14 protein-coding genes are annotated in these 16290 nt (G+C 61.7%); 3 read left to right on the plus strand and 11 right to left on the minus strand.

Going from position 1 to position 16290, the window contains the following annotated elements:
- Positions 1-53 precede the first annotated feature (53 nt).
- A complete protein-coding gene (locus ACQGNW_RS10640; protein WP_426663132.1) occupies positions 54-1328 on the minus strand; it encodes a type II secretion system F family protein in 1275 nt (424 codons plus the stop codon).
- 155 nt (positions 1329-1483) lie between these two features.
- Positions 1484-3205, minus strand: a complete 1722-nt coding sequence (gene pilB, locus ACQGNW_RS10645) for a type IV-A pilus assembly ATPase PilB (RefSeq protein ID WP_426663133.1) — start codon at positions 3203-3205, stop codon at positions 1484-1486.
- A gap of 137 nt (positions 3206-3342) precedes the next feature.
- Here pilB and ACQGNW_RS10650 point away from each other — a divergent pair, with 137 nt between their 5' ends.
- From ACQGNW_RS10650 to ACQGNW_RS10660, 3 genes are read left to right on the plus strand one after another with little or no spacing between them, the layout of a single operon-like run.
- Positions 3343-4197, plus strand: coding sequence for a glycosyltransferase family 2 protein (locus ACQGNW_RS10650; protein ID WP_426663134.1), 855 nt, complete (start codon positions 3343-3345; stop codon positions 4195-4197).
- Complete coding sequence (locus ACQGNW_RS10655) at positions 4190-5446, plus strand: glycosyltransferase family 4 protein (RefSeq protein WP_426663135.1); 1257 nt, start codon at positions 4190-4192, stop codon at positions 5444-5446. Before ACQGNW_RS10650 ends, ACQGNW_RS10655 begins: the two co-directional genes overlap by 8 nt.
- Complete coding sequence (locus ACQGNW_RS10660) at positions 5443-6240, plus strand: class I SAM-dependent methyltransferase (protein ID WP_426663136.1); 798 nt, start codon at positions 5443-5445, stop codon at positions 6238-6240. Before ACQGNW_RS10655 ends, ACQGNW_RS10660 begins: the two co-directional genes overlap by 4 nt.
- Here ACQGNW_RS10660 and ACQGNW_RS10665 read toward each other — a convergent pair.
- From ACQGNW_RS10665 to ACQGNW_RS10705, 9 genes are all read right to left on the minus strand, one after another.
- Entirely contained in the window at positions 6185-7087 is a 903-nt protein-coding gene (locus ACQGNW_RS10665; protein WP_426663137.1) for a glycosyltransferase family 2 protein, read from the minus strand. The two genes, ACQGNW_RS10660 and ACQGNW_RS10665, sit on opposite strands and share 56 nt — an antisense overlap.
- Positions 7088-7123: 36 nt before the next feature.
- Positions 7124-7873 carry a glycosyltransferase family 2 protein gene (locus ACQGNW_RS10670; protein ID WP_426663138.1) on the minus strand — a complete coding sequence of 250 codons (750 nt, stop codon included), beginning with the start codon at positions 7871-7873 and terminating at the stop codon, positions 7124-7126.
- A 3-nt stretch (positions 7874-7876) separates the two neighbouring features.
- Positions 7877-8698 carry a glycosyltransferase gene (locus ACQGNW_RS10675; RefSeq protein WP_426663139.1) on the minus strand — a complete coding sequence of 274 codons (822 nt, stop codon included), beginning with the start codon at positions 8696-8698 and terminating at the stop codon, positions 7877-7879.
- A gap of 390 nt (positions 8699-9088) precedes the next feature.
- Positions 9089-9733 carry a NeuD/PglB/VioB family sugar acetyltransferase gene (locus ACQGNW_RS10680; protein ID WP_426663140.1) on the minus strand — a complete coding sequence of 215 codons (645 nt, stop codon included), beginning with the start codon at positions 9731-9733 and terminating at the stop codon, positions 9089-9091.
- Complete coding sequence (locus ACQGNW_RS10685) at positions 9730-10830, minus strand: DegT/DnrJ/EryC1/StrS family aminotransferase (protein WP_426663141.1); 1101 nt, start codon at positions 10828-10830, stop codon at positions 9730-9732. The genes ACQGNW_RS10680 and ACQGNW_RS10685 overlap by 4 nt, the downstream gene beginning before the upstream one ends.
- Positions 10831-10846: 16 nt before the next feature.
- Positions 10847-12112, minus strand: coding sequence for a lipopolysaccharide biosynthesis protein (locus ACQGNW_RS10690; protein ID WP_426663142.1), 1266 nt, complete (start codon positions 12110-12112; stop codon positions 10847-10849).
- Between the two features lie 87 nt (positions 12113-12199).
- On the minus strand, positions 12200-13126 hold the full coding sequence (locus ACQGNW_RS10695) for a GDP-L-fucose synthase family protein (RefSeq protein ID WP_426663143.1): 927 nt from the start codon (positions 13124-13126) through the stop codon (positions 12200-12202).
- Positions 13127-13130: 4 nt separating this feature from the next.
- Positions 13131-14255: a GDP-mannose 4,6-dehydratase gene (gmd, locus tag ACQGNW_RS10700; RefSeq protein ID WP_426663144.1), complete on the minus strand. Its 1125-nt coding sequence runs from the start codon at positions 14253-14255 to the stop codon at positions 13131-13133.
- 7 nt (positions 14256-14262) lie between these two features.
- Positions 14263-16230: a tetratricopeptide repeat protein gene (locus ACQGNW_RS10705; RefSeq protein WP_426663145.1), complete on the minus strand. Its 1968-nt coding sequence runs from the start codon at positions 16228-16230 to the stop codon at positions 14263-14265.
- Positions 16231-16290 lie beyond the last annotated feature (60 nt).

The raw sequence follows: 16290 nt of genomic DNA on the forward strand, positions 1-16290 counted from the left end.
TCGGCTGGAGTGTGGGGCAATCGCGCACGTGGGTGCGCTCCTGCGGAGGTCGATCAGCCGACCGTGCCGGCCAGCTTGAAGATCGGCAGGTACAGCGAAACCACCATGCCGCCCACCACCACGCCGAGGATCACCATGATCATGGGTTCGAGCAGGGTGGAGAGGGTGTCGACCGCGTTCTCGACCTCTTCCTCGTAGAACTCGGCGACCTTGAACAGCATGCTGTCGAGCGCGCCGGATTCCTCGCCGATCGCGGTCATCTGCACCACCATGTTCGGGAACAGCCCGGTCTGCCGCATCGCCAGCTGCAACTGGTGGCCGACAGAGATGTCGTCGCGCATCTGCTTCACGGCGTCGCCGTAGACGATGCTGCCGGTGGCGCCCGAGACCGAGTCCAGCGCCTCCACCAGCGGTACGCCGGCGTGGAAGGTGACGCCCAGCGTGCGGGCGAAGCGGGCGATCGCCGACTCGCGCATGATCTTGCCGAACACGGGCAGCTTCAGCGTCACGCGGTCCAGGAAATGGGCGAATTTCACCGAGCGGCGCTTGCCGGCCACCAGGCCCACCACGCTGCCGATGATGATGGCCAGCACCAGCCACCACCAGCTCTTCATGAATTCCGAGGCGCTGATCACGACCTGGGTGGGGGCAGGCAGCGCGGCGCCGGCGTCCTTGAAGGTCTGTGCGAACACCGGCACCACGAACAGCAGCATGATCATGCTGACCAGGAAGGCCACCGACACCACCATGATCGGGTAGAACAGCGCCTTCTTGATCTTCTTCTTCAGCGCCTCGGTGCGTTCCTTGTAGGTGGCCACGGTGTCCAGCACCGTGTCCAGCACGCCGGAGGCCTCGCCGGCGCGCACCAGGTTGCGGTACAGCTCGTCGAACTGCACCGGGTGGCGGCCCAGTGCCTCGTGCAGCGCCTGGCCACCCTCCAGCCCCTGCTTCACGTCGTTCAGCATGTTCTTGAAGCGGACGTTCTTCTGGCCGTCGGCGATGATGTCGAAGGACTGCACCAGGGGCACGCCCGACTTCATCATGGTGGCGATCTGGCGGCTGAATACCGCCACGTCGCGCGGCTTCACCGAGCTGCCGGCGGAGCCGAACAGCGGCTTGGCCTTCTCGCGCACGGTCTGCGGGTTCATGCCCTGGCGGCGCAGCTCGGCCTTCACCAGCGAGGCGTTCTTCGCCGGCATGTCGCCCTTCATGCGCTTGCCGCGCTTGTCCAGCGCCACCCACTCGTAGACGGCGAGCTTGCTGACCGCGGCGCGCTCGGCGCCGAGCGCGCGCGCGTCCTTCTTTGCCGTTGCGGAAACCGTGGCCATGCGCTGTCCCCCTGGTGGTGCGTTCCGGCGAACCCAGCGGGCCGCGGAACCGTTCTGGTACCGAAGCTTACGTCATTTTCCTACCGTGAAACCGTGGCGGCTGCCGCAGCTTCGTGGCAAGGCTCACGCTCCTGCGACCCATCGGGTGCAGGCGGTCAATCCTTGGTCACCCGGTCGATCTCGGTGAGGCTGGTGAGACCCTGCTTCACCTTGAGCAGGGCCGAGGCGCGCAGGTCGTTGATGCCGGCGGCCTTGGCCGCCTCGGCGATCTGCAGCGCGTTGCCGCCCTGCAGGATGATCTTCTGGATGTCCTCCAGCATCGGCATCACCTGGTAGATGCCCACGCGGCCCTTGTAGCCCTCATTGCATTCGTCGCAGCCCACCGCCTCGTAGATGGTGAGGCCCTGGTCGATGTCCTGCTGGCTGAAGCCGGCGGCGAGCAGCACCTGCGGTGGCAGGTTCTGCGGCTTCTTGCAGCTGTGCAGTCGGCGCGCCAGCCGCTGGGCGATGATCAGGGTGACCGAGGAGGTGATGTTGTACGGCGCGATGCCCATGTTCATCAGGCGCGCGACGGTCTGCGCCGCGTCGTTGGTGTGCAGGGTGGAGAGCACCATGTGGCCGGTCTGCGCCGCCTTGATCGCGATCTCGGCGGTTTCCAGGTCGCGGATCTCGCCGACCATGATCACGTCCGGATCCTGGCGCAGGAAGGAGCGCAGCGCGCTGGCGAAGGTCATGCCGCGCTTGGCGTTCTGCTGCACCTGGTTGATGCCCTCGACGCGGATTTCCACCGGATCTTCCACCGTGGAGATGTTGCGCTCGGAGGTGTTCAGCATGTTCAGGCCGGTGTAGAGCGACACCGTCTTGCCCGAGCCGGTGGGCCCGGTGACCAGCACCATGCCGTAGGGCTTGTGGATGGCATCGACGTAGAGTTTCTGCTGGTCCGGTTCGTAGCCCAGCTTCTCGATGCCGATCTTCGCGGCCGAGCCGTCCAGGATACGCAGCACGATCTTCTCGCCGAACAGCGTGGGCAGGGTGCTGACGCGGAAGTCCACCGCGCGGTTCTTGCTGAGGTTGAGCTTGATGCGGCCGTCCTGCGGCACGCGCTTCTCGGCGATGTCCAGCTGCGCCATCACCTTCAGGCGCGAGGCGATGCGGCTGGCCAGCTTCAGCGGCGGACTGGCCACCGCGCGCAGCATGCCGTCCATGCGCAGGCGTACGCGGTATTGGCTCTCGAACGGCTCGAAGTGGATGTCGGAGGCGCCGCGCCGGATCGCATCGACCAGGATCTTGTTGACGAACTTGACCACCGGGGCATCGTCGTTGGCTGTCGCATCGATGCCGCCGGGCCCCTCGTCGATCTCGCCGCCCTCGGTGTCCAGCCCCTCCAGCTCGTCGCCGCCCATGTCGGGCATCACGTCGTGCATGCTGCTGAGTGCGGCGTCGATCGTGCGGTTGAGCTGGCTGCGCTCGACCAGGATCGGCTCCACCATGCAATTGGAGTGGAACTTGATCTCCTCCAGCGCGTCCAGCTGCATGGGGTCGGCGATGCCCACGAACAGGCGCTTGCCGCGCCGGAACAACGGCAGTGCGCGGTGCTTGGTCAGCAGGGCTTCGCTGATCAGGTTGATCGGGAACTGGGCAGGGTTCAGCGCGGCCACGTCCAGCATCGGCATGCCGAACTCCAGCGAGGACAGGCGCAGCAGGCGCACGCCGTCGACCAGGTTCTGGTCCAGCAGCCACGAGGTCAGGGTGACGCGCTGCTGGCCGCTTTCCAGTACCGCGCGGCGCGCATCGGCTTCCGGCAGCAACCCTTCGGCCACCAGCCTGCGCGCGAGGCCGGTCAGTCCGGTAAGTGACGTTTGCATTGCGGATGACATGAACTGGCGGCCCCCGAAACCTTCTGGCCCCGAATCTACCCCACTCCGCCTGGCAGGTCATCCATGCACGGCGACCTGATCGGCGGTCGTGACGCTTGCTTCACGTTATGATTCGTCGCAGTCCGGGGAGCCCACCGTTGAACCGTCTCAGCATCATCCTGCCTGCCAAGAACGAAGCCCCCGCGCTTGCCGACCTGCTGCCGCGACTGCGGGCCGCCCAGCCGGAGGCCGAAATCATCGTGGTGGACGACGGCTCCACCGATGACACCCGGCGGATCTGCACCGAGGTCGGCGTCCGTTGCCTCAGCTCGCCGTACTCCATGGGCAACGGCGCTTCGATCAAGCGGGGCGCGCGTGCTGCCTCGGGCGAGGTGCTGGTATTCATGGACGGCGACGGCCAGCACGACCCGGCCGATGTGGCACGGCTGCTGGCCAAGCTCGAAGAAGGCCACGACCTGGTGGTCGGCGCACGCGACTGGGACAGCCAGGCCGGCGTGGGGCGCGGCGTCGCCAACACGATGTACAACTGGCTGGCCACCCGCATGACCGGACACCAGGTGGCCGACCTGACTTCCGGCTTCCGCGCCGTGCGCGCGGACAAGTTCCGCGAATTCCTCTACCTGCTGCCGAACGGCTTCAGCTACCCCACCACCAGCACCATGGCGTTCTTCCGCAGCGCCTATCCGGTGGCCTATGTGCCGATCAAGGCCGCGCAACGCGTGGGCAAGAGCCACATCAGGCCGCTCAAGGACGGCATCCGCTTCCTGCTGATCATCTTCAAGATCGCCACGCTGTACTCGCCGTTGAAGCTGTTCGTGCCGGCAAGCGCGGTGTTCTTCCTGCTGGGTTGCCTGAACTATGCGTGGACGTTCATGCACGATGGACGCCTCACCAACGGCAGCACCTTGCTGTGGAGCGCAGCGGTCATCGTGTTTTTGATCGGGCTGGTGTCGGAACAGATCACGGCCTTGACGTATCGGCGCGATGCCTGAAGCGAAGCGTCCACGCATCCTGCTGGTGACACGCAACCTGCCGCCGCTGGTCGGCGGGATGGAGCGGCTCAATTGGCATATGGCGGATGAGCTGGCCAAGGTGGCCGACGTGCGCGTTGTTGGCCCGTCAGGTTCCGCCGTAATGGCTCCTGCAGCCGTTGCCGTGCGTGAGGTGCGGCTGCGGCCACTATGGAAATTTCTGCTGCAGGCACGGGCCATGGCGCGCCGCGAAGCGCGGCTGTGGAAGCCCGATATCGTGCTTGCTGGCAGTGGCCTCACCGCACCCATTGCACGGTCCGCTGCTCGGTTGTGCGGAGCGAAAACATGTGTATACGTGCATGGTCTCGACGTGGCGGTGAAACATCTCATCTACGGCGCCGTTTGGTTGCGCACGATCCGCAACATGGATCGCGTCATTACCAACAGTCGTGCCACAGCCGAGCTTTGTCATGGCGTCGGCATCGACCCCGCACGTACCGTTACGGTGCATCCCGGCGTCGATTTGCCTGCGGAGGTCGCCTGCTCGGTTGAGCACAAGCCGAAGTCATCATCTCGTCGAGAGCCGGGGAGCGATGTTCTTGCGTCAGGCTCGATCGAGCTTGGCTGTGCGACGCCGTTTCGCCAGGCGCACCGCCTCGGCGATCGCGCCTTGCTGTTGTCGGTCGGCCGCCTGTCCACCCGGAAAGGGTTGCGAGAGTTTGTCAGTTACGCCTTGCCGCGCATTGTGGAGGCGAGGCCGGACGCCATGCTGCTCGTCGTCGGCGATGCACCCAGGCAAGCCCTGTACGCCGAAGCGCAAACACCCGAATCCATTCGCGCCGCGGCCGACAAGGCGGGCGTTGGTGAGCACCTGAAGTTCCTTGGCGTCATCACCGATTATGCCGAACTTGGTGCAATCTACCGTGCATCCGACGTGCATGTCTTTCCGGTGCGCAATATACCAGGCGACCCTGAAGGTTTCGGCATGGTAGCTGTGGAAGCTGCAGCCCACGGCTTGCCAACTGTGGCCTTTGCCACCGGCGGCATCCTTGATGCGGTGGATGAGGGGCATTCCGGGCATCTTGTGTCGCCCGGAGACTATACGGCGTTGTCTGATGCGATTATCGCTGCCTTGGCTGGACAGGAAAGCATGAGGCAATCGTGTATCGAGTTTGCGCGTCGATTTGCCTGGTCGGAGTTCGGTGTTCAGCTTTGGCAACATCTTCGTTCCATGATGCCGGCATACCCAAGCAGGCCCAGCCGGCCATGACTACACCGCAGCCACAACGCCTGCCCCACGCCGTGCTTGACCTCGCCTCACGCAACCGGAAAGCGTTGAAGATCGAGCGTCTGCTGAATCTGGCCAGCCGCCAGCCACCCCTGCGCATGCTGGAAATCGGCACTGGCGCCGGTGGCATCGCCCACTACTTCGGTACCCATCCGCAGCTGCACTGCGATGTGACTGCCGTTGATGTCTCTGACAATCGCCTTGTGCATGAAGGCTACAGTTATCGACAGGTGCATAGTGTGGAGTTGCCATTCGACGATGCGAGTTTTGATGTCGTCATCAGCAACCACGTCATCGAGCATGTCGGCGATGCTGCCGCGCAGGCAGGGCACCTAGCCGAAATCTACCGTGTACTGCATCCTGGTGGCGTCGGCTACCTGGCCGTTCCTTGCCGTTGGATGCTGGTCGAGCCCCATTATCGACTCCCATTCCTGAGCTGGTTCCCCTCCTGGGTGGCCGACCTCTACGTTCGTGCGGTCGGCAAAGGAAGTCATTACGATTGCCGTCCGCTGACCGTGCCGGCTCTCGAAGCCATGCTCACCAAAGCGGGATTCCGTTTTCAGCAGAAAACTGGAGCAGGGCTGAAGTTGACTTACCAGTTGGAGAATCCGGGTGCATTGCCTTATCGGCTGCTGTTTCGGTGGTTTCCGGATTGGTCCTTCGATCTGCTTCGAAGAGTGTTCCCGACTCTGATTTACATAGTGCGCAAAGACATTACGGCTAACGACGCTTCTCGTACGTGCCGACCAGATAGCTCAGGCCAGCGAGTGACTTGACGAGCCACTTCTTGAGCAGGTAGGGCAATCCTCTTGCGCGAACAAATCGGTCCACCGAATTGGCGACCCGACTCAGCACGCGGTGACCCACGGCCGCGATGGGCACGAGCCAGCGATGTTTACGCACATCCAATATCCCGTAGCCCAACAGACGATAGGCGTCGGGATATCGCGCGGAAAATATCCTGGCCCCTTCACCGCCAGCCTCCACCATCTTGCACGAAACTACCCGTGCGTCGAGCGTGTCGGTGTGTTTCACGAAAGCTCCTGCGGCCCACGTGACACGGCCCTCGGAGGCTAGTCGAAGAAGCAGGTCGCGATCCTCGAAGCCGTAAGACCTGAACACGGGGTCGAAGCCGCCGCATGCCATGAAGGCGTCTCGTCGAACCATCATGTTCTGGCTGGAGCCCGTGTAGAAGGCGTTCTTGGCGTACCAGCGGGCGCGCCGCGCGGAGGCTTCGCATTGATACCGATGCCAAAAGCCGTCATCGTTCCCTGTCACCGGGCCCACGCTTGCCGCAACGCCTGGGCGCATGACCTTTAGGTGAGATGCGAGCAAATGGGAATCTGCGGGAAGGCAATCGCAGTCGATGAAGAGCAGTAGATCTCCCTCGCAGGCAAAGGCGCCCGCATTGCGGGCAATGGATCGCCCTTGGTTGACCCGCAAGCGCAACAGCTTGGCGTCGGCAAAGCCGATCAGTGCTTGATCGATCTTCTCCGCAGTTCCGTCCCCGGAGCCATCGTCGACCAAGACGATTCGGACGGTGGTATCCGGAGGCGGGTCTTGACGCGCGAGTGCGCGGACGAGCGCAATCGCCCGCGGCGCGTCGCGGAAGACGGGGGTCACGACGCAGATTCTTCGGATTTCAGCCATGGATTGGACTCAGTTGGGTATGCCCAACACCTTGGCTACGGGGATGCGCCAGAGCTTGTCCAGCAAGTTGAGCGCGGCCCGAGTCGCGCCGATTCTCGGACACCGAGCCTGGATGTGATAGCGCTCCCCCAGCATGGCCAGGCGGCGCCTTCTGCTGATGCCGCCGTCCGCGATGTCGACTAGCGGGTACGGAACATGGAGGCTCCGTATGCCGGGGGGAAGCCGTAGCAGAAAGTCGTAATCGGCGCTGATGCGGTAACGGATGTCGAACAAGCCATGGCGTTCGAAGAGCTCGCGCCGGTGCAAGGCGCCCGGATGGCAAATGGTCATTCTCCTGGCAACCTTGGAGTAATTCCATGGATTCCCGAACTCATGGCCGCGCCCGCGCCTGTCGCGCAGTACGCCTCGACCAGTGATCAGGTCGTATTGCCTGTGGCCGACGGTGTTGAATATTTCGCGCAGCGTCGATGGGGTATGCCAAGCGTCATCTGCTCCAAGGAACGCAACATACTCACCGTTGGCATGTGCCAGTGCCTGGTTCCAGGCGTCGTAGATGCCTGCATCGGTCTTGCTTTGCCACCACGACAAGGTCGGAGAGTAACGTTCAATCAGTTCAAGGGTGCCATCCGTGGAGCCTCCATCGGCAATGAGCAGCTCCCAGGCATCGAATTCTTGCGCCATGACGGACGCAAGACATGCTTCGAGTGTAGAGGCGGCATTGTAGGTGGCAATGATGATGGACAGTCGTGGTTGTTCCATAAGTCAAACAGCAAGGTGAGCGAGGTGGTTGATTATATGTGCGCCCAGCTTGGCAAGTCGCTGATCTGAAGCCTTCAGGAGCTCGCTTGATGTTTCCATCGCCGAAGTCGGATTGATGGCGTGGGCCATTTGCTCAGCGAGGGAATGTGGGTCTCCGGCCCGGAAAAATGCGACGCGGCCAATATCAATTTCACGATTTATGGGGATATCAGACACGATGACCGGGATTCCAAGACCAACTGCTTCGTAGACTGAACCGCCACCAGGCCCACCCTCAAAAAGGGTCGGCTGTATAAGTGCTTGGCATCCTCTCATCAGCGCTATTTGGTCGCGTTTTGGAATCAATCCGAGCGAATGAATTCGATCTTCGATGCCAAGCTCGCGAGTAAGCGCAATCAGGTTTGCGTAATGACATGGATCACGGTGATCGACCGGATCGCCGGTCAATACCATTTCAATAGCAGCGCCTCCATGACTCTTCAGAAGAAGAGAAAACGCGCGAAGTGCGGTGGCGTGGTCTTTGTGGGCCCAAAAGTGATTGCATATTAGAAAGTATGGAGAGGAGATGGAGTGCCGCGTCAAAACTTCATCGACGGGCGACTCGAACCACCACGGTTGCGCATAGGGAGTGAACGGCAGGACCAGCAGATGTTCCGATGTCACGCCGAGAAACTGTGCCGCCTCCGTTGCAACAGTACGCGAATTCACGACGATCGCATCGGCGTCCTCTACGATCCGCGCGAATTGCTTATTCCGGTTGCGTATGGTTCGTGGTGGGAAAAGGTGCGGAAGCCGGCGATGTTGGAAGTCGAACAGATAACCCACGCGAGGCGGTCCCGATGGCCCCAGCGGGAACATGGTCGGAAAGATAATATCTGCACGAATTCGAGCGGCAGCGTCCAGAATGCCTGCTGCACCTTGATCACATGAAATAGTGGGATGACCTCCAATTAGTTCGCAGGCCAACCGACGGAGGGCGCTTGCACTTCCTGTGTCTTGCTCCGATCGGGTAGAAACTCCGGCTCGGAGTCGCCGCCACCGCCTGAGTGCAGAGAGCAGCCAGCCACGCTTAAGGGTTGAGTTAGGCAATGCGAAGTGCAACTCCACATCTGGCCCAAGCTGAGTGGCCATTGCCGCCGTAAGGAGGCGCACAAGATCAATGCCTCCATTCCAGCCGATGAAGCCATGTAGTGGGAATAGGATGCGCATCCTCAACTAGTCCATTCTGCGTGCGGGCACGCCGACCCATGTACCAGATTGGTCGATATTGGCAGCCACGACAGCCCCTGCACCAACAACGCAGGCGTCCGTTATGTGTATCCCGTCGCGGATTACCGCGCCCGCTCCAACAAAGCAGTCTTTCCCGATGGATACACTGCCCGAGATATTCGATCCGGGACAAAGTGTGCTGTAGCAACCAATTTTTGCGTGATGTCCGATTGTGGAACCGGGGTTCACATGAACGAAACTCCCGATTTCCACAGACGTGGTCAAGGTGGCCCCGGGATAGATCAAAATTCCCTTGCCAAGGGTAACTTTTCCCTTACGACTGTCCATTGTTACGGAAGGGTGGATGACGTTTGGAAAACGGCAAGAGAAATATCTCTCCAGCCAGGAGACGACCTTGCGCTTGATGATGGGTGTGCCAATTGCGATGTACGCATCGAACTCTCGATGGTCCAGGAATGTATCCAGCTCGGATTCGCGAATAATTGGCTTGCCGCAAAATGTGTTTTCCGGCGCGATATATGTGTCGGGAACGCAGAATGCGTCAGCTGCCGCCGTGGTTCCCGCCGCGCCTTCCGCAAGCAGCCAGTCCAACTCGCTGGCGACTCCGCCCGCACCAAAAATGATGTTCACGGCGTGCTCCAATGAAACGACCGGATGATGCTAACGATTCGCTCGAGATCCGGGTCCGGAAGTTGGTGCCAGCTAGGTAGGTTGATTCCACGGGCGGCAATGTCTTCCGCAACCGGGAGGCGGTCATGTCCATGCAGATACATGGGCATGGTGTGTGCCGGGTGGAAAGCGGGCCGGGTTTCTATCCCGGCAATCTTTAGCGAGTCGCGAAGCGCGTTTCGGTCTGCCGCTGTCGGGGTAAGAATCGTAACCATCCAATATGACGGCAACTCACCGGCGGTCGGAGTCTGAAAAGCGATCGGCGTTTCGGCCAAGGCTTCGCGATAGCGCTGCGCCAGCAGCGTCTTCTGCCGCAGGATGTCGTCCACTCGCTCGAGCTGCGCTGTCCCGATCGCGGCGCAGATATTGGTCATGCGGTAGTTGTAGCCGATGACGTCGTGCCAGTACTCGCGATCGTCGGCGAGTCCCTGGCCGCGCAGGTGACGCACTTCCTTGTCCATGGCTGCGTCTCTGCTGACCACCATGCCGCCCTCGCCAGTGGTGATGGTCTTGTTGCCGAAGAAGCTGAAGGTGGCGATATGGCCGAATGTCCCCACGTGCCTTCCATTCAGGCGTGTTCCAATGGCCTCAGCGCAATCTTCGATCAATCGCAGATTGTGGTGCGCACACAAGTTGGAGAGCGCAATCGTGTCGCTTGCGCCGCCATAGAGGTGGACCGCCAGAACAGCTTTGGTGCGAGGGGTTATGCGGCGCTCCACATCCAAGGGGTCGACTTGCCACGTGTCCGGCAAGGAATCGGCAAACACCGGGGTTGCGCCCACGTAGCGGATGGCGTTGACCGAGGCAATATACGTAAGTGACGGAACGATCACTTCGTCGCCCGCGCCAATGCCCAGCACCAGCAGGGCGAGATGAAGAGCAACGGTCCCGTTGCAGACGCTGGCGGCATGGGGAGCGCCAACAAAGTCGGCGAAACCGCTCTCAAAACGCCCGATGAACTTGCCCTTGGATGAGATCCAGGTGCTGTCCATGCATTCCAGGACGTACTCCCGCTCCTTGTCGGAGAGGTCAGGCTGGTAAACCGATATCTGGTGCATCGACGGGTTCCGGATCTCAGTAGGCCTTATGCAGCGCCGTATGGACTAGCCGGCGCAAAAGGAACAACGTGGGAAACAGGCTGACGGTGGTGTAGACCAACACGGTGGCCCATGGGAGCAGATTGGCGCCGTACATTGTCAGTACGAGCGCCTTCAAGCCGATGCACAGGACGCCGAACATCAATGCAATCGTCACTTGAAACCGCATCAGGCTGGCTGCGTTGAAGAATGTGGCGAGCGCCGTTCCAAGCGCGTCGATGGTCACCCAGATGGCAAAGCCCGAGAGTATCAGCACGTCAGCGCTGAGCGGACGATGCACCCACAAGCCGATAATGGCCTGGAAGCCTAGGGCGAACACGAGCCCCAGACAGGCAGCTATTCCGGTGGCTGCAAGTGCCGATCGGCGTAGCGTACTGCGCACCCAGTCGACGCTTCTCGCCGCGAGCGCCTGCCGGTAGATGGGCCAAAGGGGTACCCAGACCAGACTGAGGCCCATAGGAATTACCCCAAACAGGCGCTGGACGATGGCATACCTCCCAGCCTCCTCGGCTCCACGTAGCAACGATATCAAGGGCAGATCGCCGGCGTACGCAAGGGCCGCAGCCAACTGCAGCACGAAGAACAGCAGGCCTTCACGTCGGATCGTATGGGCCAAGTCCCGCCGCTCATCCATCCGAGGGCTGCGAATGGCTGCCATGTCGCGGTGCAGCTGAAGGGTATTGGCCACCGCCCCGACCAGCGGGGCGGAGATCGCAGCTGCCGTGAGGCTGGCGAGAGAGGCGTGCAGTTCAGCCAGGCCGATGACCAGGCCGAGCGCGAGCAGTTGTCCAAGGGCTTGCCAGCGAAAGGCCCGGTCTCCGCGGCCTAGACCCAATTGCACTCGGCTCGCCAGGTTGAGTGGCACGGCCAGGATGATCGATATAAGGACAATTCCTGCTGCAAGTCGGCTTTGGCCGGACATCGATGCCGGCAGGCCCACCAAGTCATGCCATGGAACGAGCGGAAAAACGAGGGCCACCACCACTGCAAGGTATATCGCGACCTTGGTGAGCGTTCGCTGTCCTTGTGAGATAACCGCCTTCACTTCCAGCTGGTTATCTCGTCCATGGGCCGCGGCAACCAAGTTCATCGTGCCATTGCCAAGCCCGAAATCCAGAAAGCCCGAAAAGGCAACCAGCGATACCAGAGTCGCCCATGCGCCGAATTGCAGCGTCCCGAGTGCGTTGAGCACAAAAGGGACAGCGATGAACAAGTTTGCCGCGGCGCATGCTTTGGCCACCATGGACCATGCGCCGGCCCGGAGAACCGCTTGTCCGCGGTTACCGACCAGTACACCAAATCTGCTAAGCCGTGTAGCGAGCGACATCGCTTAGTGCTGCGCAGCGAACGTGCTGATCACCCTTTGCAGGCCGTCCCGCAACGATGTGGCCGCGCGCCAGTGGAGGGAGTCCATCAGCGTGGTATCCAGGCGCTTGCGGGGCGTGCCGTCTGGTTTCGACGGGTCGAAGGCGATGCGACCCTCGTAGCCGGTCAGCTCCGCGATGAGCCTTGCAAGTCCGTCGATACTGACCTCCTGGCCAGAGCCGATGTTGACTACTTCTGGCGCATCCGGAGTCCGCATAAGCGTCAGGCACGCATCGGCCAGGTCGTCGACATGCAGGAACTCCCGCAACGGCTTGCCCGACCCCCAGATGGTCACCTGCTCGGCTTTTTCCTCTTTGGCCTGGTGGAACCGACGAATCAACGCGGCCACTACGTGACTGTTTTCCGGATGATAGTTGTCGCCCGGGCCATACAGATTGGTCGGCATGGCGCAGATCACTGGGAAGCCATACTGGGCACGATAGGCTTGGCACATTTTGAGGCCGGCGATCTTGGCAATCGCGTACGCTTCGTTGGTGGGCTCCAATGGGCCAGTCAAGAGATAGCCTTCCTTGATAGGCTGGGGGCAGTCTCTTGGATATATGCACGACGATCCCAGGAACAGCAGCTTGCGGCAGCCATGTCGCCACGCTGAATGAATCACGTTGGTCTGGATCGCGAGGTTCTGCCAGATGAAGTCCGCAGGATAGGTGCTATTCGCATGGATACCCCCGACCTTCGCCGCGGCCAGGAATACATACTCGGGCCGCTCCTGGCTGAAGAAATCCTCGACTGCGTGCTGATCCGTCAAATCCAGCTCGTCACGGGTCCTGACCAGCAGCTTCTCCGCGCTAAACGCTTGCAAGCGGCGCACTAGCGCCGATCCGACCATCCCTCGGTGGCCTGCTACATAGATTCTTGCACCGAGTTTCATGATGTTACTCGTGATGCCGCAAGGTACGGAAGCCACCGGAACGCACGTAAGCATCGCGTGCAGCTTCCTCCAGATCCTGCTTCATCATCTCAGTCACCAATTGATCGAATGAAGTACGCGCCGACCAGCCCAATTTTTCACGGGCCTTGGAAGGGTCGCCGAGCAAGGTGTCCACTTCGGCAGGGCGAAAATAGCGAGGGTCGATGGCGACTACGCACTGGCCCGGGCGCATGGCAGATTCTTCTGGCGAGGCGGTGACAATACCCCTCTCCTCGCCACCCTCTCCCTGCCAATCCAGTTTCACACCTAGTTTGGAGGCCGCCTTGGACACAAACTCCCGTACCGAGTGCTGAATGCCGGTGGCGATGACGAAATCCTCGGGCTCAGGTTGTTGCAGCATGAGCCATTGTGCTTCCACGTAGTCGCGGGCGTGGCCCCAGTCACGTCTTGCATCCAGATTGCCAAGGTAGAGGCGATCCTGGAGCCCCTGATGGATGCGTGCTAGGCCGCGGGTGATCTTTCGAGTCACGAACGTCTCGCCGCGTAGCGGTGACTCATGATTGAAAAGAATGCCGTTGCATGCGTAGATCCCGTAGGACTCCCGATAGTTGACTGCGATCCAGTAGGCGTAGAGCTTGGCCACTCCGTAGGGCGACCGGGGGTGAAAAGGCGTGGATTCCGACTGGGGGATCTCTTTGACCTTTCCGAAGAGTTCGGAGGTGGACGCCTGATAGAGGCGGGTCTTGTTGCCGAGGCCGAGGATGCGGATGGCTTCCAGCAGTCTCAGCGTGCCAAGTGCATCGGCGTTGGCCGTGTACTCGGGCGTCTCGAAGGACACCATCACGTGACTCTGTGCGCCCAGGTTGTAGATTTCGTCGGGCTGCACCTGCTGGATAATACGGATAAGGTTCGTGGCGTCGGTCAAGTCGCCGTAGTGCAGGATGAACCTGCGGTCGGAGTCGTGCGGATCCTGGTAAAGGTGATCGATGCGGTCGGTGTTGAATGACGAGGCGCGGCGCTTGATGCCGTGTACCTCATAGCCCTTTTCCAACAGGAACTCCGCCAGGTAGGCTCCATCTTGCCCTGTGATTCCGGTGATTAGTGCGCGCTTCGTGGCGTTTGGAGGCATGGGGGACTCAATGGACTGAGAGCAGGCGGTTGAGGTCGTCAATCGTATCGTTCAGACGCCCGCCGATGTTGAGCGATTTGAGTTTTGTCAGAGCTTCCCTGGCTTCATCCCAGCGGCCTTCGGCGGCCAGCATTCGAATCTGTGTGATGCGATAGGCGGGTTCGTTCGGTGCAGTTTTCACCGCGCCTTCGATCATGCGCAGCCCAAGCGCATGGTTGCCAAGTACGTTCCAGGCGTAGTCGCCATAGGTGGCCTGGAGGCGCGCGCTGGGGTCCGCATGATCCAGCGCCGCCTCAAAGGCCTGCACCATTCGGTCGGTGGGCAACGGACAGGCCCGATCCCGGGCGCACTGCGTCAATGCGGCCAGCGAGCTCTCGTCTTGCACACCGGGTTTTCGCGCCCTGAGCTTGGCGATCATGCTATCCCACCATTGTGCCTTGAGCGGCAGGCCCATGCGGGAGTTCATGAAGATCAGCGCCTGCTGCGGAAGGATCGACGACTCGGGGAAGCTGGCGGCCCTCTCCAGCGGTGCATAGGCCAGCTGCGTGTACGGCGAGGCCAGGTCGTAATGCGAGTAGACGATGTAGGTGCGGCCCAGTTCGTATTGGGCACGGGGCGAGTCGGGGGCGCGGGCAGCCAGCTCCTGGGCCAGCCGGAGCGGATCACCCCAGGCGTAGGCAGTGATCGCGGTCAGTCCGCCCCACCACAGCAGGAGGCAGGCCAGCAGCGTACGCCGTAGAAGCGACCAGCGGGGCTGGGGTATGGGAAGCGTCACGGACCCCAGCGGAGCCGCCGCTAACCACGGCACCACCGTCAGCAATACGCCGAAGCTGGCGAAGTAGTTGCGGTGTTCGTACACCAGCTCCAGTGGCAAGAAGGTGCCGGTCAGCAGCTGGCAGCCGAGGAATAGGGCGATGCCCAGCGATGCCAGCGGTTGCCGCTTGCGCAGCCAGATCACCGAGGCGGCGAGGCATGCCAATGCAAGCAGACCGGCCAGTGTGGTCCATGGCCTGAAAAGGCCAGTCGAGACGCGGAACTGGTCGTGGTAGAACGACAGCGCATGCGGGGTGGGCAGCAGTGTCCATGCGATGTAGTCGCAGACGATGCGCGCCTCGCTGAGCAGGCGTTGGCCCAGGGTGAAGTCGCGCGTGGCCCAGCTGGACGGGTTGAATACTATCGGCAACTGCCAGGCCAGGCCCGCGATTGCGGGCAGCACCAGCACGATGGCGTACAGCGCATACAGGCGCCATGGACCAGTGCCAGCTGGCGCGCGGAACCGGAACACGATCCACTCGATAAGGAACGCGTAAAGCGGCAGCATCACCGCCGTTTCCTTCGCGAGCAGGCCGACGGCCGTCGGCAGGGTGAGGCTCGCTGCGCAGAGCCAAAAGCCACCCCGCTTTGACCATGCCTGGTCGGCCGAGGATTGCTGCAGCATGCGTCGCCGTCCGGCCGTATAACCGATCAGACCCATCAGCACGAACAGGTTCGCCATGCTTTCTTCGCGCTGAACCACGTAGAGCACGGCGGTGAGGTTGATCGGCAAGAGCATCCATGCTGCGGCAATCAGGGTGGCGACGATATGTGTCTGCCTCTTCGGTTCGTCCTTGGCGGCTGCGTCGCCCGGGGAGAGCGCGCGCAGGATTCCGGCTGCCAGCAGGTACACCAGCAGGCCGTTCAGCAGGTGAACAAGCAGGTTTGCCAGCTTCCAGCCCCAGGGATCGAGTCCACCGACCAGATAGTTCGCGGCAAAACTCAGCGAAGCGAGCGGCCGCTTGAATTCGCTGGCCGGCGAGGACAACGCGGCCCGCACCAAGGCGGGCACACTGGCCGCATGCGGCTGCACGCCAGGGTTGTCCACGATGTTGGGGTAGTCGTCGAACAGCCAGCTGCCGGAAAGGCCTGGCCAATAGAGCGCCGCAGCGACCAGCAAGGCGACCAGTGGCAACCATATGGCGGGGCGTCGATGGTTCATTGCTCGGGGATGTCCGGCTGCACGGCCATATATCTTAGCGACCCGCGACGTGGCGCCACG

The sequence above is a fragment of the Rhodanobacter aciditrophus genome (genome assembly GCF_050026795.1).
GTDB lineage: Bacteria > Pseudomonadota > Gammaproteobacteria > Xanthomonadales > Rhodanobacteraceae > Rhodanobacter_A.

Bases quoted from the DNA above. Each gene is read 5' to 3' on its own strand.
- ACQGNW_RS10640 (WP_426663132.1), bottom strand. From the start codon at position 1,328: ATGGCCACGGTTTCCGCAACGGCAAAGAAGGACGCGCGCGCGCTCGGC.
- ACQGNW_RS10705 (WP_426663145.1), bottom strand. From the start codon at position 16,230: ATGAACCATCGACGCCCCGCCATATGGTTGCCACTGGTCGCCTTGCTG.
- ACQGNW_RS10655 (WP_426663135.1), top strand. From the start codon at position 4,190: ATGCCTGAAGCGAAGCGTCCACGCATCCTGCTGGTGACACGCAACCTG.
- gmd (WP_426663144.1), bottom strand. From the start codon at position 14,255: ATGCCTCCAAACGCCACGAAGCGCGCACTAATCACCGGAATCACAGGG.
- ACQGNW_RS10690 (WP_426663142.1), bottom strand. From the start codon at position 12,112: ATGGTGGCCAAAGCATGCGCCGCGGCAAACTTGTTCATCGCTGTCCCT.
- ACQGNW_RS10695 (WP_426663143.1), bottom strand. From the start codon at position 13,126: ATGAAACTCGGTGCAAGAATCTATGTAGCAGGCCACCGAGGGATGGTC.
- ACQGNW_RS10670 (WP_426663138.1), bottom strand. From the start codon at position 7,873: ATGGAACAACCACGACTGTCCATCATCATTGCCACCTACAATGCCGCC.
- pilB (WP_426663133.1), bottom strand. From the start codon at position 3,205: ATGTCATCCGCAATGCAAACGTCACTTACCGGACTGACCGGCCTCGCG.
- ACQGNW_RS10685 (WP_426663141.1), bottom strand. From the start codon at position 10,830: ATGCACCAGATATCGGTTTACCAGCCTGACCTCTCCGACAAGGAGCGG.
- ACQGNW_RS10660 (WP_426663136.1), top strand. From the start codon at position 5,443: ATGACTACACCGCAGCCACAACGCCTGCCCCACGCCGTGCTTGACCTC.